The sequence below is a fragment of the Nitrosomonas sp. Is37 genome (genome assembly GCF_033063275.1).
Classification (GTDB): Bacteria; Pseudomonadota; Gammaproteobacteria; order Burkholderiales; family Nitrosomonadaceae; genus Nitrosomonas.
In genome coordinates, this window is the sequence record NZ_JAWJYP010000007.1 from 1 (window position 1) to 22,343 (window position 22,343).

Consider the following 22,343-nt stretch of genomic DNA (forward strand, 5'->3'; position numbering starts at 1 on the left):
GATGCTTTGTGGAAAACCATCGGCAGCATACTGCCGCTCTTCTCAGCATATGAATGCGGAAATTACTTCCTGAATTCAGGGTATGGACGTACTTAAATGCAGAATGCTCTAGTCAGCCGACGCCAAAAAATGGCGTGGCTGAGTGGGACATGCGGGCGGGTAGTTCGCAGTTATTTATTCTTGGCTTGCTTGGTTTTTTCTGAAATTCCCGCCAAAACGCCAGTGGTAATTTTATGCAGCAGATCAGCTGTTGCTTGAGTAAGTTGCAATCCAGCTTCGAGCTGGGTATGCCCGACAGATGCTATTTGTTGGGTAAAGGTGTCCAGAGTTTCTCGTAGCTGAGCACCAATCGCTGTACCATTGCGTTTTGCATGAGTGACCAGATCATTCAAGGTATCAGCAATCAAACCTTTGGCGGTCGTTGAGGTCTTTTGGACAACATCGAGAAATAAGCTTTCCAGACTTTCAAGATCAGCACGTGTCTTACTGAGTTCCTCACGCGAAAATTGCTGGGCTTTCCCGGCTGCTTCCTCCACTGCTAATTTTGAGGCTTCGGCGAATTGTGCGAAGGCGGTTTCCAATCCAGCAACTGCATGGGTAATTTGGGTCTGGGCAGCATGGGATTGTTCCGTTGCATGCACCAATTTCTGCTGCGCCCCATCGTGCGCACCTTGCATCACAGCGGCTGCAATCCGGCCCATCGATTCAATATCTAAACGATGTGCTTGCATTGCTTTGAGGGTCAATTGTCGCACCGTTTCTTTTACGTCCCCACCATGAGCGATTGCCTCGCGGACATCAGCTTCGAGTTTTGCCATATCATCCTGGTTATGCATCGTGCTATTGCTTTCATTTTGCATTTTAAGTACCTCCGGATTTAGAGAAATGTGTCACAGCAGGTTCATTTTCCGCCCTCAATGGCAAGTCGGTCAAGGCCACCCATATAAGACTGTAAAACAGATGGAATAGTTACGCTGCCATCCACATTTTGATAATTTTCAAGAATGGCTACCAGCGTTCGTCCAACCGCTAGGCCAGAACCGTTCAGTGTGTGGAGCAATTCCGGTTTTCCTTTTTCGTTGCGAAAGCGTGCCTGCATGCGTCGTGCCTGGAAAGCTTCGCAGTTGCTGCAGGAAGATATCTCACGATAGGCATTTTGTGCAGGTAACCACACTTCGATATCATACGTCTTTGCAGCCGAAAATCCCATATCACCAGTACATAATGTCATCACCCGATAGGGCAATTCCAGTTTTTGCAAAATTTTCTCTGCATGGCTGACGAGCTGTTCCAATGCCTCATAGGATTCTTGTGGATGCACGATATGCACGAGTTCGACTTTATCGAATTGATGCTGGCGAATCAAACCGCGAGTATCCTTTCCATAGCTGCCCGCTTCTGAACGGAAGCAAGGGGTGTGAGCAACAAATTTCAGCGGAAGCTGTTCAAGCGGAATAATTTCATCACGCACCATATTGGTTAAGGGTACCTCGGCAGTGGGGATCAGGTGTAATTTGAATGAATCCTGCTCGGTTGAGATGGTTGAACTAGAATGGCTGCAACTTCCAGCATGCACGACAAACAGGTCTTCCTCAAATTTCGGTAATTGTCCTGTACCCTGCAAGCAATCCGCATTGACCAGATAGGGGACATAAACCTCGGTATAACCATGCTCCTGAATATGTGTATCCAACATGAACTGCGCCAGCGCACGGTATAGACGAGCGATGCCACCTTTCATCACGTTAAATCGTGCCCCACTCAATTTGGCTGCTGTCTCAAAATCTAGAGAACCTAGTTCTTCACCTATGCTGACATGGTCTTTGATGGCAAAGTCGAATGATCTGGGCGTTCCCCAGCGCCGTATTTCAAGATTATCCGTTTCGCTTTTCCCTTCTGGAACACTGCTATGCGCTAAGTTAGGGGTTATCAGTAATATTTGTTGCAGTTCGGCCTGAATATGTTCAAATTGGCTCTCAGCCTGTTTAAGTTCATCTCCAAGATGAGCGACTTCTGCCATAATTGCAGTCACATCCTCGCCTTTTTGCTTGGCAATGCCAATTTGCTTGGATGTGGCATTGCGTTTTGCTTGTAACTCCTGAGTATGAGTCTGGATCGATTTGCGTTGCGCTTCCAGCGAATGGAATTGTACAACTGGGAAGGTATAACCGCGTTTGGCCAGGCGTGCAGCGATGTTTTCTAGATCGGTGCGTAATTGTTGAATATCTAGCATGTATTACTCCAAAAGAAGTGACTCATCTTAATTGACCGGCCAGATATTATGCCTGTAATTACGATATTCCTTGTGTTTTAGGTTTAAAGTTTGCTTATATTGAATCTGTGGAAATTTAAGCTGGCTTCGACATGCTCAGCCCGAACGGTGTGATACTTCACCATAGTGGATTGATCAATTTGAGTCACTTGGAATTTGACAATTCTGTCAAATAGATAATGGTCGGTTCAATCAGGTAAATATACGAAGGAAGTAAGTGTATTTGTTCAACTTCCCTCAAATTGGCATAATGCAAATACTTTTTGCCCTTGCTTTTCTAGACGAGCTCTACCGCCAACATCAGGTAAATCAACTACAAAACAGCATTCGACGATTTCTCCACCCATCTCCTGGATCAGCTTGACAGCTGCCTCCATGGTACCGCCTGTGGCAATAAGATCATCCACCAGCAATATCTGTTCTCCTTTCTGGATTGCATCGATATGAATTTCAATTCGATCACTGCCATATTCTAATTGATAGTCACAACCGATGGTTTCGGCGGGCAATTTGCCTGGCTTGCGTATCGGCACAAAACCAACTCCCAGTGCATACGCAACGGGAGCACCGATAATGAAGCCGCGCGACTCAATGCCGACAACTTTGTCGATCTTGCTCGTTCGGTAGCGCTCAACAATTTCCTGGACGGTAGTACGCAAACCAATAGGATCTTTCAGCAGTGTGGTAACGTCGCGAAACATGATGCCCTCATGAGGATAATGAGGAATGGTGCGAATACGGGATTTAATAGGCATAAAAAGTTTAATTAAAGAAAATCTATCGATCAGAGCAAAGTTGATATTTTTGTATCCATCTTAGCGTATTTTATCCAATCTAGCAGTATGTTGAATTTGCAGGCATAACATATTTGGATATTATGAAAACTAAATCTACCCTCTATCATAAATATGAGTTATTTTAAATTTGGCTGCGATGGGTGTTTCTGACGAGGTAATAAATTGCATTATTTCTCAGTTCTGATTTTTATTAGAACACTCGATAATATGGTGATGGCAAAAGTTCTCAGCCTAACCCGGCATTTTCTTTTCGTCGATCATGAGATCTGCAATTAAGGATAATTGACCATGAGAATTTGCAATACAGAGCGTGAATGGCGGCGGCCATGACGCGATACTGGAAATTGTTTACGCAGGTCAGTCAGCACCGTAATATGCTGGAAATTAGGAAAATCGATTTGAGAATAATGAGTTTCCACTGTTCCCAACGGCCCTGTTTGTCCTTTATTCTTATTTTAGTAAATTATTTTGTCTGCTTTTTCTAACCAACCTGAGAAGACTTTCAATGATTCTGGTCGTAGTATTTGCTCCATTGGAATCTTACGATGTGGCAAATTAGACATCATTTCTTCATAAATAAATTGATCGTCGAATCCGATTTGGGCTGCATCCTTTCGGGTACAGGCATAATATACTTTTTCTGGGCGAGCCCAATAGATAGCACCCAGACACATCGGACAAGGTTCGCAGGAAGTATAGATTTGGCACCCATCAAGCTGAAAAGTACCTAAATGCTGACATGCATCTCTTATTGCGATGATTTCAGCATGAGCAGTAGGATCATTCATCAAGATTACTTTATTGATACCTCTTCCAATAATTGAGTTATTTTTGACAATTACACAACCAAACGGCCCGCCCTCATTATGGATCATTCCATAAGCTGAGAGACTAATGGCTTCCAGCATAAATTGTATTTGTTGTGCTTCCTTCATGAGTTGTTTATCGTTTCTTTCTCTTAGCGCATCGCAAAGATCAATTCAGCTATGCTACAGAGCATTGTCTTACCAATAGCGCACATTCCCTGTATCAAGATGGATAAAGTTGGAGTTGGGATAATATCCAACGCCACCTACTTTTAACGATAAAGCCGCTTTTCTCAAATCAGCGAGGGAAAATTCAGGTAATCGAATGTCGATTGCCCTACCTTGCATATGCAGACTCTGCTTTGCTACGCCATGATTTTGCAAGGCAAGCATTTTGTTGGTTTCGGGTGAGCGATAGCCAGAAATAACTTGGAATTCTTTCCTTGCACCCATTCGACTATACAGAAATTGTAATATGTCGAGTAATCGAAGATCAATTATATGCGTTTTCCCGGTACGATGATCGCGCAGTATTTTTTCAATATCTCTTAGTGAGCTGGAAATATAACGGCCTTTTTCCCAGTAAACAGATTTTACTCTTTCGCCTGTATGCAAATTAAGCAACGCCAATTGTTTAACTGTTGTTTTTGGCTTACTGGCATAGGCTGCTGCTGGTAACGCTAGCAACGTGCAGGCGCTTAACCCTGTTTTAATAAAAAAGCGCCGACTAACATCCAGTTCTGTTAGTTGATTATTATCATTATTAGCTCCCTGTAAAAACACTGCGAGTCCTCCCATAAGATATCAAGATTTTATTTAGAAAAGATATTATTGCTTACCAGCGAACATGCTCTAGAATTCGCTTATCACGCCCATAAGTATCTGATGCGAAATAAATATTGTTTGAGTTGTCAACCCATGTCGTGAGATAGATTAAATAGATGGGTAAGCGTTTGGGTAAATTAACTGTAATTGTTTTACCGCTTTTTATTTTGTCAACGATATCAGTCACTGCATTGGGTTCATTCAAAACAAACCCAGCTAATTGCAATGGCTTTTCTAAGCGGATACAGCCCGAACTAAACATTCGAACATCTTTCTGAAACAATTGTTTAGAAGGGGTATCATGTAGGTATATGTTGAAAGGGTTCGGAAACATAAATTTTATAGTGCCTAACGCATTTTTCTCTCCTGGATCTTGCCTTAACACATAAGGAAAATTTTTGCCTGCTGCATGCCAGTTAATCAAATCTGGATTAACTGCTTCGGAATGACCATCATGGTTTACATAAACTCTTATTCTTTGTGAAGTAAAAAAATTAGGATTATTTTGTTGTTTAGGTAGTAAATCTTTACGCGCAATACTGTTTGGAACATTCCAGTATGGATTCAGGATAAGGTGAGAAATGAGGCTATTAAAACTGGGCGTTGAACGATAATCGCGTCCTACGATAATACGCATATCTAAAACATGCTTCTCATCCTCAATAGCAGCCAGACGAAATCCAGCAACATTGACCAATAAGTAACGATCACCTAATTCTCTTGGCAGCCATCGCAAACGTTCCATATTGATACGTAATTGTCTGATTTTCTGCTCAGGTGTTTTATTTAGTGCTGCCCGTGTATTAGGTCCGATAACCCCATCAGCATTCAGTCCATGCTGCTCTTGAAATACTTTGATCGCGTTTACCAATTCCTCATCATATTTTTCGCTTTTACTCGGAGCGATATCATAGTCAGGATTGCCGAGCATGGCAAAAGCTTGCGCGATTCGGGAGCGAAGCAGTGGAATAATCGAGTGATTCATATTGGGTCGAATCAGGGGTGCTTCCGGAATAATGGTCCAATTAATGCCGCGTGCTACCAGCTCACGATATTTGGCTAAAGCCTGTTTCATCAGCTGATAGCCCTTGGATTTAGGAGGTAAATCTTCTAGAGATGATTTTAAATTTCCAGAAGCAATAGCGTTCTGCAAGTAAGCTGCTGGATCGAATATCTGCTGTTGAATATGCCAATCAGGGTCAACTTCTGAGGCTATCAGACGACCCTTGCGTAAATCTCTAGCGAGCATCAAGATTGCTTGAGTAGTGCGTAACTCGAGCTCAAGTAGAATAGAGTCCTCGTTACTTTGTTTACGTAAGTGTAATAATTGTTCAAGCTTATAATCTTTGCTATCCAGGCCTTCCTGTTCGGCAGTTGCAATGAATGCTATTGCTATATCAAATCCGGGTGATAGATTGTCAGCCTGTACCCAAGCGGGATGATAATCGCGCATTGCATAAAAGTGTTTTAAAATAGCTACATCAATTTTGCTCGATGCAGTAGGAAGCTTATCAAGCTGATTGCGCAATGCTTGAGCATTAATTGAAGTGACATCCTTAGCAGTTGCGGGAAGTAAGCAAAATATTCCAATAATAAAAAAGACTGCTTGAAGTGCTCGAATTTTAGTAATCGGGGTATTTTTAATGTGGAAATAGAAAAACCTCGTACTACCTTCTAATAGACTACTCATGCAATATCGATAAAACTTAAACCAATTTATAGTAACTTGGCTTTTTACCATATATCGGCCAAAATTACTAAGAGAGAACTGATATATTTTGAGCTTATTTAGAAGATTTATAAAAATGGAGGTGTAAATCACTATCATTACCAACAATAGATTAAAGCGTCATAACTTGATCATTGACCCTAATGATGCTGTCACGTAAAGTTAAACATATTAAGTATAAGATAAATAAACTGATATAGATAAAAGAAAGGATATTCAGAAAATCATGGATATTAAAAAATGGACTGATGAAGAGCTTTCTTCAACACGCGATAAGCTCGATGTATGGTGCCTCAAGCATGCCACCTCAAGCTGGGGGAATCGCATGGGGCTATTGACTGCAGTGCTCGGAGCCATAGCAATTTCAACCGGTGTGGTATTTATTTTCTTTGATGGTATTACTGCGATGAGTATTGTCTTGATCATACTTGGCGTAGTCACCTGCTACAGCTGGTACAAGAGTGAGAAGCAGCGCAAAACCAATATGGATTTCCTTGAGGAACTTAAGGTAGAAATCGCGCGTAGGGCTAAACGTAAAGAAGAGAAGTCAACAAGTTAAGCTTATTTACTCCAGATTTTTTGCATGATGTTAGCGGTAATTTTTGAAATTACTTAAGCAGAGAGTTACTGAGAAAAAAGTATCTGTTAATTCTGTTTTAACGGTTTGCAAAGAAAAAATTGTTTACTTTAATGTATTTATTCAGTCTGTCTGAAGGCAGGGTGGTTAGGTAAGAATGCACGTCTATTTTATGAGGGGGATCAACGGCTCTGTTGTACGGTTATCTACTTAATCAATGGGCAAATTGTTCCTTTTCCAAAGCATCCCTGATCTCTGCCAATTCTTTGCGATGAGCTTCAGTAGCAATGGGATAGCTAATCTGGAGCATTTTCATTGTATTCCTGATAATTTTGGATACGAGCAATTGGGCATTGCGTTTGTCGTCTGCTGGTATGATATACCAGGGTGAATGCTCGCTACTGGTAGCACCCAGGCATTCAGCATAGGCTATTTGAAAAGAATCCCAGTGTTGACGGGCTTCCATATCAGCACGGCTGATTTTCCAGTTCTTTTTTGGCTCGTCAATGCGTGCAAGCAAGCGTTGTCGTTGTTCTTCTTTTGATAAATGAAGAAAAAATTTGACAATGCGAATCCCATTGCGATGTAAGTAGCTTTCTAGGTTGATAATATCCTGGAAACGTTCCTGCCAGATTTTTGCTGGGTCGAGAAACTCCATGGGTAAATGTTGCTGCGCCAATAACCCTGGCATGACGCGAACTGCGGTTACTTCTTCGTAATAAGACCGATCGAAAATACCGATACGCCCTCTTTCAGGGAGGCGATTGTTGCTTCGCCATAGAAAATCATGATCAAGATCCTCAGCAGTGGGTTGCTGAAAACTGAATATCTGACATCCTTGTGGATTGATACCAGTCATCACATGTTTGATGATGCTTCCTTTGCCTGCTGAATCCATGCCCTGAAAAATGAGTAACATGGCATAGCGATTGTGCGCATAAAGCATATCCTGGAGAGTACCCAGTTCTTCATGTAATTCATTTAAAAGTTCCTGGTGATGTTTTTTGGATGAATAGAGTGGCTTAATTCTGGTTGGCCACTCGGATAAATTTACCTGTGTGTCGGGATCAATCTTGAAGTTGGCAAGTTCTAAATTAAGCTCCATGTTAATTCCTTATAACAAATCCATCATTCTGAGGCTGCTTCTGGAGGTTATTTTATCAATCGAATTGAGGCAATCAGATATTGCATCTGATTATTAAGATTACGACTAGCATCTCCTCATTTTGTTGATTTTCAGGCGTGTTGATGGGAAAGAGTTAATCTTGCATACATTTCCTTTCTGATCATTGTAAACAAACAGTTCTTTCGCATGGATACCTTTTTATTTTTTCAGTAGTTAACTTCATATTTAAACTCATGATCAAGTTAAGGTTTGCTTTAAAAAATTTTTGCTGAGTCATGCAGAGCGATCTTATTTAACAAAAACAAGCTGCTAAAAAAAGCAGAAATAAAAAGACAGAAGTAAAACGTTTGACAGCTCCTGCTTCATTCATTTCTATTATTGCTAGCCTCTCTATAGTATATTGACGTATACCCTATAGGGGTATACGATAAGCTCATTTCTGCAATAAAAAGTAAGGAGGGTCAAGGTGAGTACGCTTACACATAAACACATTGAGCTGCCGATAGAAGGGATGACTTGTGCGGCTTGTGCGGCGCGAATTGAAAAGAATCTCAACAAATTACCGGGTGTGCATGCGGCAGTAAATTTTGCCAGCGAGAAAGCGATAATAGAGTTTGATGATGCCGCAACGCATGCTGAAGATCTGATTCACTCGATTGAGAAAGCTGGCTTTCATGTTATTCCTCCGACAATACAACTGCGGATCAGCGGCATGACGTGCGCGGCATGCAGTGGGCGCATTGAACAAGCGTTGAATAAAATTCCTGGTGTTACAGCCACCGTTAATCTAGCGACAGAAGTTGCTCATGTCAGCTTCAATCCGGCTGCGGCAACGGTGGATGATTTGATTGCGGCTGTTGTCAAGGCAGGCTATGGTGCGAGTGAGATCAGTGAAGCAAGTCGCAATGAAGAGAAAGTCAGGCGACTGGCAGCTTATCAGGCGGAGCTTCGTACCTTCTGGTTATCCGCTGCACTTACCTTACCATTTATGCTGCAAATGGGTGTTATGTTGACGGGAGACCATGCTGATCTGCTGCCACGCTGGCTGCAGTGGTTATTGGCAACACCTGTGCAGTTCTGGGTGGGGAGACGTTTCTACGTTGGCGCCTGGCATGCCTTACGGGGCGGTGGAGCCAATATGGATGTGTTGATCGCATTGGGCACCAGCATGGCTTATTTCTTCAGTGTAGCCGTTACCCTTTTCGCACTGGATCAGCACGTTTATTTCGAGGCAAGTGTCGCCATCATTACGCTGGTATTGTTAGGTAAGTTGATGGAGGTTCGCGCAAAAAGCAGAACTTCTGCCGCCATTGAAGAATTGATTAAGCTGCAACCCAAAATCGCCCGGGTTGAGCGTGAGGGTGAAATTATCGAAGTCGATGTCGATACCCTTAAAGTAGGCGATGTTTTTATTGTGCGGCCCGGCGAGAATTTGCCTATAGATGGGGTTGTGATCGAAGGTACATCCAGTGTGAACGAAGCGATGCTGACAGGAGAGAGTCTGCCGGTAACTAAACAGGTCGGTGCCAAAGTATTTGCAGCCACTCAAAATCAACAAGGGTTACTGAAGTGCCGTGCCACTAGCGTGGGGGCGCATACGCAGCTTGCCGCCATTATTCGCCTAGTAGAGGAAGCACAGGGTTCCAAGGCGCCGATCCAGCGTATGGCTGACACCATTTCAGGAATATTTGTGCCGGTAGTCGTGGTCATCAGTATCCTGACCCTGGTATTAACGTGGTGGTTGATGGGGAATTTCGTATTGTCGCTGATCAATGCGGTTGCAGTGCTGGTCATTGCATGTCCATGCGCACTGGGATTAGCGACGCCCACAGCCATTATAGTGGGTACTGGGCGCGGTGCTCAAGTGGGTGTGCTCGTGAAAAATGCTGCCGCGCTTGAGCATGCTGAAAAAATTCAGGTTTTGATTGTAGACAAGACAGGCACCCTTACGGAAGGGAGGCCTGTTGTTACTGATGTCGTTCCGGCAGGCCCAGTTACAGAACAAGCATTGTTACAGATAGCTGCTACCCTGGAACAAGGGTCAGAGCATCCACTCGCAAAAGCCGTGCTCGAGTACACAGCTAGCATGGCTATCCAGCCTCAGGCGATGAGTAATTTTACAGCGGTAACTGGAAGTGGCGTTATGGCTCGTATCAGTGACGCTGAATATTTACTGGGCTCGCCAAAATTTCTACAAGCGTATGGCGCAACCCTTGACCAATCTCGCTTGGCAGCACTTCAGGCTGAAGGCAAGACTGTGATTGGAGTAACTGTGCATTCAGACGGGGTGTGGCAGGTACTCGGTTATCTCGCCATCGCTGACCGGTTACGGCGTACTTCCGCGCAGGCCGTCCAGCGATTGCAGGCAATGGGCATTCAAGTCATCATGTTGACTGGCGATAATGTGGCTACCGCAGCTGCCATTGCTAAACAAGCAGGTATTAACCACTATCGCGCCGAAGTCTTGCCCCAAGACAAAGCAGCCGAAGTGACCAAAATAATAGCAAGTGGACAATTCACCGCTATGGTAGGGGATGGCATTAACGATGCTCCTGCACTGGCTGCAGCTGACGTAAGTTTTGCCGTTGGCGCGGGATCTGATGTGGCGATCGAAGCAGCGGACATTACGCTGATGAATAATGATTTGATGAGCGTGGCCGATGCGATTTCACTTTCCCGTGCGACTTTGGGCAAAATTCGCCAAAACCTGTTCTTTGCCTTTATCTACAATGTGCTCGGTATTCCATTGGCTGCCATTGGCATGCTTAGCCCGATTATCGCGGGAGCCGCCATGGCCATGAGTTCGGTGTCGGTCGTCAGTAACTCACTGCTGCTTAAGCGATGGCAGCCAGGTACCTAAATTAACTAATATAAAGAGGAGTCATTAGATGCAAACAACCATCATCAATATCAAAGGCATGACCTGTATGGGCTGTGTTAGAAGTATTAAAAATGTGCTGGAAAAGATTCCGGGAGTGAGTGGCGCGGAAGTCTCACTGGAGGATGCTCAGGTTACCATCGAGTACGACGCAGCTATCACCGGTATCGATCAGTTTAAACAAGCAATCGAGGAAGCAGGTTTTGAAACCATTATCTAATAACAAAAAAGAGTTATGCCACGTGCCCGATCACGTGATACAACCCAATAAGGAGGCGTTAATAAAACGCCTTAACCGCATTGAAGGTCAGGTGCGCGGTGTAGCCAAAATGATTACGGAGGATCGCTATTGTGTCGATATCCTGAATCAGGTTTCAGCCCTACAGTCTGCCCTGGATGCGGTGGCCATGCAATTACTTGAAAACCATACGCATGGTTGTATGCAGTCGGCCATTCAGTCTGGTAACGGTGATGCTGCTATTGATGAACTTATGGCTGTGGTGCGGAAGTTTGCACGATAAGAAGATTGTAAATTTTGTTATTTGTTGGGAATTTGTGCTGTCGGGCGCCCAAAGTAATATCCCTGTGCGAGGTCGATGCCCATGCTTTTGATCATGCTCAATGTGGCAGCATCTTCAACAAATTCTGCTACTGTCATCTTTCCGAGTCCGTGTGCCACTTCTACCATAGCTTTAACGATAATCTGATTATCCCGATTCTTAGGGAGATCGCGAATAAATAAACCATCTATTTTTATTATTTCTACATCCAGATATTTCAGATAGCCAAAAGTGGCAAAACCGCTACCAAAATCATCCAGACAAACTTGGCAACCAGATTGTCGAATTGCTTCAATAAAGCGTTGGGCATCCTGGATGTCTGACACCGCCACAGTTTCGGTCAGCTCTATAATAAGGCGCCTGGGATCCACATCAAATTTGTTCAGCAGATTATGAATATAGTTTGGGATAGCCGGATCACCAAACGTGCGGCCTGAAATATTAATCGCTACCGGTGGCATAGTTGGATTCTGACTAAGTAACTCGATACTGCGTTTTATTACCCATTGGTCTATGTGAACGATTTGTCCGTTTTTCTCTGCGACTGGTATGAATTGATCCGGCATGATCAAATTATCGGATCCATTTGAGTTCCGCATCCTGATGAGGGATTCTAAATGCGTCAGGGTATTCCGGCTGGTTTCATATACACCTTGGAAATGAATTTCGAACAGCTCTTGATCAAGAGCTTGTTTTATCCGGTTGTGCCAAGTTATTCGGTTTAACGTGGCTTCAGAAGTATCATGGATAGGATCGTAGATGGCCCAGGTATTTTTACCTTGATTCTTGGCTTGATACATGGCGGCATCGGCATGAGCGATCAGGTTTTCAGCTGTTTCTCCATGTTCTGGGAAGATAGCTACACCTACACTGCTGGTGAAACGAATATTTGTATTGTGAAAACGCAAGGAAATAGATGAAGTGGTTGTTACGATACGGACAGGCAGTGCGCTGATATCATCTTTTGGTTGAATAAGACTTAGAATAGCAAATTCATCGCCTCCTAATCGTGCGAATATTTCAATATGGCGAACAATGCTGGAGATTTCTCTGGCAGCACGAACTAATACCATATCACCTGCCCGATGACCAAAAGTATCATTAATGTATTTGAAATCGTCCAAATCAAAATAGAGCAATGCAAATTTGCTTTGATTGCGTAAGGAAGTTGCGATTAAATTGTCTAACTCTTCCTGAAAACGATGTCGGTTGTATAAGCCTGTCAGCGGATCTCGCTCAGCAAGATAAATGAGTTGTTTGGCTGTTTGCCGCTCCTTGGTAATGTCTTCATAAATCCACAGTCGTCCTATAGATCGACCTTTAACATCGTTTACCGGGTAAGATAGCTGGGTAAGTATTCGTCCATCAGTGAGTTGAAGCTCAGACTGTTCGCTAACTTCATGGGTATCGAGAGCGTCACGTCTAAATTTTGCTGCATGGCTGGATTGTACAAAATACTTAGTAAATCGCTCAAACACAGTTTTGGTCGGTATATTCAATAAGTTTTCATGGGAGCTAATATCCCACATATGAAGAAAAGCTGGATTAAAATACTCGACTTTCTGTTCATCATCCTCAAACAGAATTCCGATATTCATGGCGGAGAGCAAAGCCCTCATACGGCTTTGCTCTCGCTCCGCCAACGTGCGGAGCTCACGTTGGTGCTTTTCAGAGATACGCAGTTCTTCTATAGCTGATTTTAGATTTTCTTCAGTTTGTCTTTGATTCGTGATATCAAACAGGACACCTTGAAATAATAATGGTTTACCCGCTGCATCTTTTAGTAAAATGGCATCATCCCGAACCCAGGCAATATTGCCATCCTTTTTAAAAATACGATATTCCAAATTGTAAGGCTCACCAGCCATAAAGCTGACTGACAAGCTAGCGATGATTTTTTCCCTGTCATCCGGATGAATTTGTTTTATCCGCATTTGTGGATCATCAAGACATTCTTGAACACTAAAGCCGATCTGTGATTCGATTTGTGGGCTAACATAAAGAGTATCTCCAGTAGAATTGATGTTGGCTATGTAAGTTACCGCTGGAATTTGTTCGATCAGTGTTCGATATTTTGACTCGGCATTCAAGCGATCAGTAATATCTCGCGCATACGCCAAGACACCAATTACTTCGCCATTGGCATCCCGCATTGGCAGTTTCCAAGTATCAAACCAGCGTAGCTGCCCATCTGCCAGCGTCGCAGGATCAGCAGGGTTATGTACTGTTTTACCGGCAATCGCTTCATCGTCATCCGTGTGAAACCCTCTGATTCCCTGAGCTGGATCACCATAACACAGATGCTCAGACCAGAAATCAGTATCCGGTTTACCTATCATCTCAGCTGGTTTAAGTCCTTGACTGCTGGCAAATGACTGATTTACCAATACAAAACGATACTGTTTATCTTTGACGAAAATCCAGTCTGGGGTTGCATCAATAACTGTTTGCAGTAATGTCTTTGCTTGCTTGACTACTTCTTCTGCAAATTTACGTTCGCTGATATCTTGAACCGTACCAAGCACTTCAATTGCTCTGCCACTACTATCAGATGTGATTTCAGCTTGCTCTTTAACCCATTTAATTTTTCCATTGGCGTTAATTTGGTGTTCGATATCGTAAGGCGCACCTTGCAAGGCTGCACGCCAGGCACAATCAACCCAATCCCGGTCTTCTGGTACCACACAGGCCAGAAAGTCCTCATAATTGAGGAGAGTACTATCTTTTACTCCAAAAATTTTGAAAGCTTCCTCAGACCAGGTGAGTACATTATTTTTCAGATTTAAATGCCAGCTACCCAGTTTGGCTAGGGACTGTGCACGGCGAAGTGCATCTTCGCTTTGGCGTAAAGCGAACTCCTTAGCTTTACGCTCACTGATATCAGTATGAGTACCCAACATGCGTAGCGGATGTCCTTGGTCGTCCCATTCGACCATCTTGCCCAGAGAAAGTATCCATTTCCAATCACCTTGCTGAGTGAGCTGGCGGAATTCCACCTGATAATCTTCGCGTAAGCCATTGAGGTAATCTTTGTAAATTTGAAAGGCTGACTCGCGATCTTCTGGATGAAGGCGATCGCGCCAATAGTTAATGGTTTCCTCAAAGGTTTTTGGATCATAACCCAGCATACGAGCATATTCAGGGCTGACAGTTGCTACTCCTGTTTGCACATTGAAGTCATAAAGACCCTGGTTAGATGCTGCCAGTGCCATACGCAGGCGCGATTCACTGTCACGCAAGCCTTGCTCTGCTTGGCGCCAGCTAGCCTGAATACCGATCATTATGTGCGAGATGAGCGCAACGGTTGCCACAAAGATACACAAGACTAACTGATCTAGCTGGGGATGGCCTTGAGAAAAAGGGCCGAGATTCTGTGAGGTCCCCCAGATGGCAAGCAAAGTAATTGCTGCAGATACAATAGAAATGCCTATGATATTGAAGCGTAACCCTGCCCAAATCAAGGGGGGAAATACCAAGAAGGCGAGCGATAACTTGAGGTGGCCCAGCGCCAGAGCATCACCGAATGCCAGCCAGGTTACGGCAATACAGCTACTTATGACCAGGAAGAATTCCAATCCGAGTCGAGGATGACGAAGGTCAGGATTTGCTTGATTGGCTGCCCAGGCTAGCAGTAGAGGGGAAAAAATCATTACCCCGATTATGTCTCCTAGCCACCATCCTAGCCAAGCGTCAAATACTAAGTCGCTTGATAGCAGGCCATTAAAATACAAAGAGAGCGTGCCACCCGTCGCGCTCAATAGCATCGAACCAGCAGTAATCAGAATAAAAATAACTACATTTCGACCTCGTCTAAAAATGTTTTGAGATCCTATGATTCTTTTCAGCATCAGCGCCCCGAATGTCGGAGCAAGAGTATTGCCTATAGCGATCTCAAGTGCAGTGGAGAAGATAGGTTCGCCCGTAGTTAAATTAACTAAGAGCGCACCGAGAAAAATGCCAATCCAGCATGAAGGTCCCCATACTAAGATAGCCGCTAGTGATATTCCGGTAGGTGGCCAGAACAAGGTAATGTTAGAACCAATGAAGGGCATGCTTAGTCCCAGCTTTCCGGCTATAAAATAAGCTGCCGTTAGGGCGATAACTCGCATCATGGGAAATTCAAGCGAGTTTAGTAAGTGCAATTTCATGCTGGATTTAATTGCAGTCAGGAAGGAAAGGAGGATAGATATTTATGAGATAGATTGATGCTACTTTCCAGGTAAACGCTAGCCATCCTTTGGTAACATATAGCTGGGCAAATTGCCTTTACTGGTTATCAGGAACATGCCATCTTTTTATTTTCTCTATTAATATCTGCTTGATGCTTCATTATATTATTTGAGTCTAATTTAATGTCATATAAATTTTTAGTGTAGTCATAGATGTGTTGTAACAAAATATGCAATGCCAGCTAAAATAACGCACTAAATATTTGTTGGTATTTAATATTTACTCAGATAATTAATGTAGATACGCCAATGGCGGTAAAGAAAGGAATATCTCATGTCAAATTTGTATCAAAAGAATTCACAGTCAATTGGGCGAACGCCGTTAATTCGTCTTAATCGGATTACTGATGGCGCAGTAGCGACTGTGCTAGCAAAGATTGAGGGGCGTAACCCAGCATATTCAGTCAAATGCCGAATTGGCGCTGCAATGGTCGATGATGCAGAGCGTCGAGGATTGCTCGGTCCTGGTAAGGAGTTAGTAGAACCTACGAGTGGAAATACCGGGATTGCCTTGGCATTTGTCGCTGCTGAACGAGGTATTCCATTGACCTTGACCATGCCGGAAACCATGAGTACCGAACGTCGCAAATTACTTGTTGCCTTTGGTGCCAAGCTGGTTTTGACAGAGGGTCAACGGGGAATGGGAGGCGCTATTGCAAAGGCCAATGAAATCGTTGCTTCTGATCCTGATCGCTTTGTGTTGTTACAACAATTTAAGAATCCTGCTAATCCAGCGATACACGAACAAACGACAGGTCCTGAGATCTGGCAGGATACCGATGGTGCGATTGATATTTTTGTTGCGGGAATAGGAACAGGCGGTACGATGACTGGCGTTTCCCGATATATAAAACACATCAAAGGTAAAGCGATTACATCTGTTGCTGTTGAACCGGTTGCCAGTCCCGTTATTACGCAGCAGCGGTCGGGTCAGCCTTTAACACCAGGGCCTCACAAGATTCAAGGAATTGGTGCTGGTTTTGTGCCGGATAACCTTGATCTTTCCCTGGTAGATGAAGTGGAACAAGTCAGTAATGAAGAGGCTGTTTTATATGCGCGCCGTCTTGCGCGGGAAGAAGGGGTACTTTCTGGTATTTCCTGTGGTGCCGCAGTTGCAGCAGCTATTCGGCATGCTAAGCGTCAAGAAAATGCAGGCAAAACGATCGTTGTCATTTTGCCGGACTCTGGTGAACGTTATTTGAGCAGTATACTCTTCGAAGGTATGTTTAATGAACAGGGGTTAAATATAGAGTGACTAACGTCAATAGAATCAGCGATCTCCAGTTAAGAAGTACTTACCTTGAGATTGATCATATCGTTGGAGAATTACGTGCCCTGCGGTTAGCATCGCTGGAAAATCGACAAAGGCATAGAAGGCCTCCTAAACTTCCTTCACGTAAAATTCTGGTTGGTGTTGCAGAGGGCTTGAGTGCGGCGATGTTTCCTAATCGCTTGGGTCCGGCCGATCTTGCAGATGAAGGAGTTGATCATTATGTTGGGCACACTCTGAATACTACTCTGCGTACGCTGCTGGTACAAATACAGCATGAATTACATTTTATCTCAGGTTTGGAAAACCCTAGTGACGAAGATCGTGAACGGGCAATAGATATCACGCAAGCATTCGCCAAGCGTTTACCTGTGATTCGCAGTTTACTGGAAAGCGACATTGTTGCAGCTTACGAAGGTGATCCAGCAGCGCACAGCGTTGATGAAGTATTGGTATGTTATCCGGGCATCTTGGCAATTACTTACTATCGGCTCGCGCATGAGTTGCACCGACTCGGTATGCCACTGATTGCACGCATGATTTCAGAAATAGCGCACTCACTGACTGGAGTAGAAATACATCCAGGTGCTCAGATTGGTGGCAGCTTTTTTATTGATCATGGCACGGGTGTAGTCATCGGAGAGACTGCCATTATAGGCCGCAATGTGCGGCTGTATCAGGCTGTTACTTTAGGTGCAAAACGATTTCAGGTAGATGAGTACGGGGCGTTGGTGAAAGGTATACCGCGGCATCCCATTGTCGAGGATGATGTTGTAATTTATGCGGGGGCTACTATCTTGGGGCGTATTACCATCGGACGTGGCTCAACAATAGGCGGGAACGTCTGGTTGACACGCAGCGTGCCAGCTGGCAGCCATATTACCCAAGCACAGATGCGTCATGAAATATTCGAAAGTGGAGCAGGGATATAGGATTATATTGAGGAACAGAGATGGCAAATAGCAAACTTTTTCTGACACTTGAGGACGCCAAAGAAATCGCTGCAGCTGCAGAAGCGGAGGCCAAGCGCAATAATTGGCCAGTAGTGATTGCTATTGTTGATGAAGGAGGTCATCTACTTTACTTGATGCGGTTGGATAATACGCAGTATGGCAGTATTGAAGTTGCTATACAAAAGGCCAGGTCAGCCATTGCTTTTCGGAGACCAACTAAAATACTGGAGGAGCAAGTCAATCAAGGGCATGTGCGCTACTTAAGTTTATCTGGAGCAATACCCATTGAAGGCGGGCTGCCTATTGTACTTGGTAATCAATTTGTGGGTGCGATCGGCGTGAGTGGCGTAAGATCTCATCAAGATGCACAAATTGCGCAAGCGGGAATCAATACACTTAATCCGGATTCTTTTTAATCTGTAATTTTGGACAGAAGGAGTAGTGTGTAGATAATTGATTGTTGGATAGCTATTTTCAATCAGATTGCGATAGGATTTTGGTTCGCATAATCTATTGTTGTATCTAAATTCTCTGACAATTAAACGATCTGGAAATGTAAAAGAAATGGTTTGCAAAAAGTTTTACTATGGAAGCACGCTATAATTGTAAAGTACTCATTAGCAAAGGGCGCGAGTATTATGGCCTGCAACTATTAGCAGTGATATAACTAGATCAGTAGTATCTAACGATGGCGTGGTGTTGTTCTCATTAAAAAACCTTTTTATAGAAAGCGTGCTGCAGGTTACTGCAGCTTTCTATATCCCCATTTTCACTTTCTTAACAATCGTACGCTATTCCTCGAAATAATACCCTAAACTTATCCGCGACCACGATGGCTTCAGTAGAAGCATGCTTAATACCACTTTAACTCGGATATTTTGCCAGTACCTGGAAGGCAGACGGTACAATTGGTTTTGCGTAAATTTATTCGGAAGCTTCAACGTTCATTTATCGATCAAATAAGCTAAACTAACTATCCGTCTTTTTGTAAATATTTGTTAAGTATGGATCTACTTACTCAAGGATTGTTGGGTGCCAGTCTTGCTCAGTCAAGTATGCGGCAAAATGAAACGCGTTTAGCTACAGGCGTTGGTTTTTTTGCTGGATTACTTGCAGATGCGGATATTCTGATTCAGTCAGCCAATGATCCTTTATTAACTGTGGAATTTCATCGCCATTTTACGCATTCCATCTTCTTTGTTCCGTTCGGTGGCTTGATTGCGGCGCTTATTCTGTGGCCATTTCTTCGGAAGCGGCTATCTTTTGGACGCCTATACTTGTTCTGCTTTTTGGGTTATAGCTTAAGCGGTGTGCTAGATGCGTTGACCAGCTACGGTACCCATTTATTCTGGCCAGTGAGCGAGGAACGGGTTGCGTTTAATATTGTTTCTGTCGTTGATCCCATTTTTACCTTGATATTGTTGATCGCAGTCATTTGCGCTTACAAGAAGAAGGCAGTCATGGCTGCAAAAATTGGCTTAATCATCGCAACTCTTTATCTTGTGTTTGGCTGGGTACAGTTGCAACGCGCAGAAGCAACTGCTGTAGCCCTGGTTGCTTCCAGAGGCCATGTCGCTGAGCAATTGTTGGTTAAACCGACTTTGGCCAATTTGGTATTGTGGCGTTCAATTTATGAAACAGAAGGAAAATTCTATGTCGATGCGATTCGGGTTGGCCTGTTTTCGCAACCTCGTATCTATCCAGGAGAATCCATCAAAAAATTCACGATCGATCAGTTTCTGGATCAACTGCCTAAGGATTCAACTTTAGTAAAGGATATTTCTCGTTTTACCGTTTTTTCTGCTGGTTTTGTTGCTATTCAGCCTGAGTATCCTGATCTTCTGGTTGACGTGCGTTACTCAAATTTACCCACGACCATTGCGCCGTTATGGGGGATAGAGATGAATCTACAGGACCCTGATCAACATGCACTGTATCGATTATTCAGAGACACTTCCAAAGAAACACGCCAAAAGTTTCTGGCTTACCTGATAGGCGAATCTATCGATTAATGAGATAGCTTATATCGACTATTTGCGATTATTCTCGCTTATCTTTTGAGATCAATTTGAAGGTACTTTTTCAGGAATGATCGCGCGTAATTCCTGAAACAGGGCGCGGAAGTTTTTAGGAGGCTTTCCTGTAAGTTTCTCTTTGGTAGTATTGCGAACGAGTACTCGCAAACGTTGTAAGTCAGCGTCGGGATATTGTTGTCCAAATTCAGTAAAAGCTGCCTCATCCGCTAGAAGACGCTCGCGCCATCGCTCCAGAAGATGTAACCATGCAGTATGGTGTAAGCTTGCATTTTGCCTCGCATTAATTTTCTCCTGAATGGGCGCTACGTCAATTTCTCGCATCAGCTTGCCAATATATTGGAGCTGGCGCCGACGTGCTTCATGCTTGGTGATACGTTTAGCCTCAAAGAGGGCGTCCCTGAGTATTTCTGGTAAATCAAGCTCAGCTATTTGTTGGGGATCAAGCGCAACCAACTGCTCGCCGATATCCTGCAATGCGTGCATGGCACGTTTGCGGCGTGTCTTGCTGAGCGGAGATTCCTCTTCAGAATCATGTTTTAGGTTATTTTGCATGGCTAGCTATGTAATGCAATAACGAGAAGCTGTTATCATATCGCTCTTTGAGTACTAATCTTATTAAATTTACCTTAAAACGATTATATTGACTTCATTGTGAGTTGATTTTCATAAAGTTAATTATATGAATAATGATATCTCGTCATCTCAACATTTTTCTTATCCCTTTGGAGTACTTCAGCAGATTGCACGCGATATTCTGGACCACGCCCAGAAAGGGGGTGCCAGTGCATGTGAAGCCAATGTATCTGATGGTTGTGGTTTGAATGTCACAGTTCGACAAAGTACTGTGGAAACTATTGAGCACACGCGAGACAAGGGATTGTCTGTGACAGTATACATTGGTCAAAATCGTGGTCATGCAAGTACCTCAGATTTCTCCCCAAAAGCCATCGGTGATACGGTAGCGGCTGCACTTTCTATTGCACGACATACCGCTGCAGATGATTGTGCAGGACTGGCTGATGCGAAGTTGCTGGCAACTTCGTTTCCTGATCTCGATTTGTATCATCCGTGGGGGTTGTCAGTCGAACAAGCAATTGAGCTTGCGCAAGGTTGCGAAACAGCGGCATTTGCAATCGATAAGCGCATTACCAACTCGGAAGGAGCAACTGTTTCGATTAATACTTCTCAGTTCGTATACGCGAATAGTTATGGTTTCATGGGAGGATATCCTCTTTCGCGACACAGTATTAGCTGTGCAGTAATTGCAACAGAGCATGATGCTATGCAGCGCGATTACTGGTATACCGTGGCGCGTGATGCAGCTGATCTAGAATCCCTCAATGATGTGGGCAAAAAAGCGGGAAAGCGTGCTGTGGCTCGTTTGGGTGCGAAAAAAATTGCTACCTGTGAAGTACCCGTATTATTTGAGGCATCGATTGCCTCGAGTCTGATCGGGCATTTTATTCAAGCTGTTAGCGGAGCCAGCCTTTACCGTAAATCATCATTCTTGCTGGATAGTTTGGGGAAACAAGTATTCTCGCCAGATATTCGAATACGTGAATTGCCTCATATTAAGAAGGGGCTAGCAAGCTGTGCGTTTGATGATGAAGGCGTAGCGACGCATGAACGAAACGTGGTTGAGAACGGGATTGTGCAAGGGTATTTTCTCGGTAGCTACTCGGCACGTAAGCTTGGTTTGTGTACGACCGGTAATGCAGGAGGCAATCATAATCTGATTGTGGAAAATTCCACATCCCTGTCGTTTCCTGATTTGCTAAAAAAAATGAACAAAGGGTTGTTAGTAACAGAATTACTCGGCCAGGGTGTGAATGGAGTAACAGGAGATTATTCACGAGGTGCTACCGGTTTCTGGGTAGAAAATGGTGAGCTATGTTATCCAGTTGAGGAAATTACTATCGCTGGCAATTTAAAAGAAATGCTGCGTGGAATAGTCGGGGTGGGGAGCGATAGGATAGTTCGTGGCTCCAAGCAATGTGGGTCGCTGCTGATAGAGCGTATGACAGTTGCCGGGCATTAAATGGAATTGCAGAAGATAACTGGAGTTTGTGAAGAGATTTGCTGCATGCTTAGATTGTACCATTAAATATTCAAGTCTCTTTTTGATACATCCATTTGATTTTGCGAATATTTTATTCGCGTAGGGTAACGCTCTTATCGGCGAGAACTCTGGACATAAATGGTGGAATGGTCTTCTTTATCCTTCTTAATTATTGGCATTGATCGTTATTTTTCCAGGGATCAGCTTATTTATCTGATGAAATGAG

Annotated in this window: 18 protein-coding genes; 9 read left to right on the forward strand and 9 right to left on the reverse strand. The window is 43.8% G+C overall.

Annotated elements, in window-relative coordinates; all coding sequences use genetic code 11:
• Positions 1–170: 170 nt before the first annotated feature.
• From R2Q26_RS04640 to R2Q26_RS04665, 6 genes are all read right to left on the reverse strand, one after another.
• Positions 171–860, reverse strand: coding sequence for a DUF6781 family protein (locus R2Q26_RS04640; RefSeq protein WP_317535196.1), 690 nt, complete (start codon positions 858–860; stop codon positions 171–173).
• Positions 861–901: 41 nt separating this feature from the next.
• On the reverse strand, positions 902–2,233 hold the full coding sequence (gene serS, locus R2Q26_RS04645; protein ID WP_317535197.1) for a serine--tRNA ligase: 1,332 nt from the start codon (positions 2,231–2,233) through the stop codon (positions 902–904).
• 266 nt (positions 2,234–2,499) lie between these two features.
• Positions 2,500–3,027, reverse strand: coding sequence for an adenine phosphoribosyltransferase (locus R2Q26_RS04650; protein WP_317535198.1), 528 nt, complete (start codon positions 3,025–3,027; stop codon positions 2,500–2,502).
• A gap of 497 nt (positions 3,028–3,524) precedes the next feature.
• A complete protein-coding gene (locus R2Q26_RS04655) occupies positions 3,525–4,004 on the reverse strand; it encodes a nucleoside deaminase (RefSeq protein WP_317535199.1) in 480 nt (159 codons plus the stop codon).
• Positions 4,005–4,073: 69 nt separating this feature from the next.
• Complete coding sequence (locus R2Q26_RS04660; protein WP_218132298.1) at positions 4,074–4,658, reverse strand: YcbK family protein; 585 nt, start codon at positions 4,656–4,658, stop codon at positions 4,074–4,076.
• A 52-nt stretch (positions 4,659–4,710) separates the two neighbouring features.
• Entirely contained in the window at positions 4,711–6,390 is a 1,680-nt protein-coding gene (locus tag R2Q26_RS04665; protein WP_317535200.1) for a murein L,D-transpeptidase, read from the reverse strand.
• Positions 6,391–6,655: 265 nt separating this feature from the next.
• Between R2Q26_RS04665 and R2Q26_RS04670 the strand changes: the two genes are divergently transcribed.
• Positions 6,656–6,988: a hypothetical protein gene (locus R2Q26_RS04670; protein ID WP_317535201.1), complete on the forward strand. Its 333-nt coding sequence runs from the start codon at positions 6,656–6,658 to the stop codon at positions 6,986–6,988.
• A 232-nt stretch (positions 6,989–7,220) separates the two neighbouring features.
• On the opposite strand, the gene R2Q26_RS04675 is transcribed toward R2Q26_RS04670, so the two are convergent.
• The gene (locus R2Q26_RS04675; protein WP_317535202.1) at positions 7,221–8,111 is read right to left on the reverse strand and encodes a PPK2 family polyphosphate kinase; all 891 of its coding nucleotides are present in this window, start codon (positions 8,109–8,111) and stop codon (positions 7,221–7,223) included.
• 487 nt (positions 8,112–8,598) lie between these two features.
• Here R2Q26_RS04675 and R2Q26_RS04680 point away from each other — a divergent pair, with 487 nt between their 5' ends.
• Genes R2Q26_RS04680 through R2Q26_RS04690 form a run of 3 tightly spaced genes read left to right on the forward strand, consistent with a single transcriptional unit; the run spans position 8,599 to position 11,531 of the window.
• On the forward strand, positions 8,599–10,992 hold the full coding sequence (locus tag R2Q26_RS04680; RefSeq protein ID WP_317535203.1) for a heavy metal translocating P-type ATPase: 2,394 nt from the start codon (positions 8,599–8,601) through the stop codon (positions 10,990–10,992).
• A gap of 28 nt (positions 10,993–11,020) precedes the next feature.
• The gene (locus tag R2Q26_RS04685; protein ID WP_090567492.1) at positions 11,021–11,230 is read left to right on the forward strand and encodes a heavy-metal-associated domain-containing protein; all 210 of its coding nucleotides are present in this window, start codon (positions 11,021–11,023) and stop codon (positions 11,228–11,230) included.
• Positions 11,214–11,531: a metal-sensitive transcriptional regulator gene (locus R2Q26_RS04690; protein ID WP_317535204.1), complete on the forward strand. Its 318-nt coding sequence runs from the start codon at positions 11,214–11,216 to the stop codon at positions 11,529–11,531. The genes R2Q26_RS04685 and R2Q26_RS04690 overlap by 17 nt, the downstream gene beginning before the upstream one ends.
• A 17-nt stretch (positions 11,532–11,548) precedes the next feature.
• On the opposite strand, the gene R2Q26_RS04695 is transcribed toward R2Q26_RS04690, so the two are convergent.
• Positions 11,549–15,682: an EAL domain-containing protein gene (locus R2Q26_RS04695; RefSeq protein ID WP_317535205.1), complete on the reverse strand. Its 4,134-nt coding sequence runs from the start codon at positions 15,680–15,682 to the stop codon at positions 11,549–11,551.
• Positions 15,683–16,073: 391 nt separating this feature from the next.
• On the opposite strand from R2Q26_RS04695, the gene cysK reads away from it, so the two are divergent.
• The 4 genes from cysK (at position 16,074) to R2Q26_RS04715 (ending at position 20,034) form a co-directional block, all read left to right on the forward strand.
• Positions 16,074–17,054 (forward strand): cysteine synthase A, encoded by a 981-nt coding sequence (gene cysK, locus R2Q26_RS04700; RefSeq protein ID WP_317535206.1) that lies wholly within the window; start codon positions 16,074–16,076, stop codon positions 17,052–17,054.
• A complete protein-coding gene (epsC, locus tag R2Q26_RS04705) occupies positions 17,051–18,001 on the forward strand; it encodes a serine O-acetyltransferase EpsC (RefSeq protein ID WP_317535207.1) in 951 nt (316 codons plus the stop codon). Before cysK ends, epsC begins: the two co-directional genes overlap by 4 nt.
• A 20-nt stretch (positions 18,002–18,021) precedes the next feature.
• Positions 18,022–18,438 carry a heme-binding protein gene (locus tag R2Q26_RS04710; RefSeq protein ID WP_317535208.1) on the forward strand — a complete coding sequence of 139 codons (417 nt, stop codon included), beginning with the start codon at positions 18,022–18,024 and terminating at the stop codon, positions 18,436–18,438.
• A gap of 588 nt (positions 18,439–19,026) precedes the next feature.
• Entirely contained in the window at positions 19,027–20,034 is a 1,008-nt protein-coding gene (locus tag R2Q26_RS04715; protein WP_317535209.1) for a metal-dependent hydrolase, read from the forward strand.
• Positions 20,035–20,085: 51 nt separating this feature from the next.
• Here the strand turns inward: R2Q26_RS04715 and yjgA are convergent, their stop codons facing one another.
• A complete protein-coding gene (yjgA, locus tag R2Q26_RS04720) occupies positions 20,086–20,610 on the reverse strand; it encodes a ribosome biogenesis factor YjgA (RefSeq protein WP_317535210.1) in 525 nt (174 codons plus the stop codon).
• Between the two features lie 127 nt (positions 20,611–20,737).
• On the opposite strand from yjgA, the gene pmbA reads away from it, so the two are divergent.
• A complete protein-coding gene (gene pmbA, locus R2Q26_RS04725) occupies positions 20,738–22,096 on the forward strand; it encodes a metalloprotease PmbA (RefSeq protein WP_317535211.1) in 1,359 nt (452 codons plus the stop codon).
• Positions 22,097–22,343 lie beyond the last annotated feature (247 nt).

Coding starts and splice junctions, on each gene's coding strand:
- R2Q26_RS04640 (WP_317535196.1), bottom strand. CDS start 860: ATGCAAAATGAAAGCAATAGCACGATGCATAACCAGGATGATATGGCA.
- serS (WP_317535197.1), bottom strand. CDS start 2,233: ATGCTAGATATTCAACAATTACGCACCGATCTAGAAAACATCGCTGCA.
- R2Q26_RS04650 (WP_317535198.1), bottom strand. CDS start 3,027: ATGCCTATTAAATCCCGTATTCGCACCATTCCTCATTATCCTCATGAG.
- R2Q26_RS04655 (WP_317535199.1), bottom strand. CDS start 4,004: ATGAAGGAAGCACAACAAATACAATTTATGCTGGAAGCCATTAGTCTC.
- R2Q26_RS04665 (WP_317535200.1), bottom strand. CDS start 6,390: ATGAGTAGTCTATTAGAAGGTAGTACGAGGTTTTTCTATTTCCACATT.
- R2Q26_RS04670 (WP_317535201.1), top strand. CDS start 6,656: ATGGATATTAAAAAATGGACTGATGAAGAGCTTTCTTCAACACGCGAT.
- R2Q26_RS04675 (WP_317535202.1), bottom strand. CDS start 8,111: ATGGAGCTTAATTTAGAACTTGCCAACTTCAAGATTGATCCCGACACA.
- R2Q26_RS04685 (WP_090567492.1), top strand. CDS start 11,021: ATGCAAACAACCATCATCAATATCAAAGGCATGACCTGTATGGGCTGT.
- R2Q26_RS04695 (WP_317535205.1), bottom strand. CDS start 15,682: ATGATGCGAGTTATCGCCCTAACGGCAGCTTATTTTATAGCCGGAAAG.
- cysK (WP_317535206.1), top strand. CDS start 16,074: ATGTCAAATTTGTATCAAAAGAATTCACAGTCAATTGGGCGAACGCCG.
- R2Q26_RS04710 (WP_317535208.1), top strand. CDS start 18,022: ATGGCAAATAGCAAACTTTTTCTGACACTTGAGGACGCCAAAGAAATC.
- R2Q26_RS04715 (WP_317535209.1), top strand. CDS start 19,027: ATGGATCTACTTACTCAAGGATTGTTGGGTGCCAGTCTTGCTCAGTCA.
- yjgA (WP_317535210.1), bottom strand. CDS start 20,610: ATGCAAAATAACCTAAAACATGATTCTGAAGAGGAATCTCCGCTCAGC.
- pmbA (WP_317535211.1), top strand. CDS start 20,738: ATGAATAATGATATCTCGTCATCTCAACATTTTTCTTATCCCTTTGGA.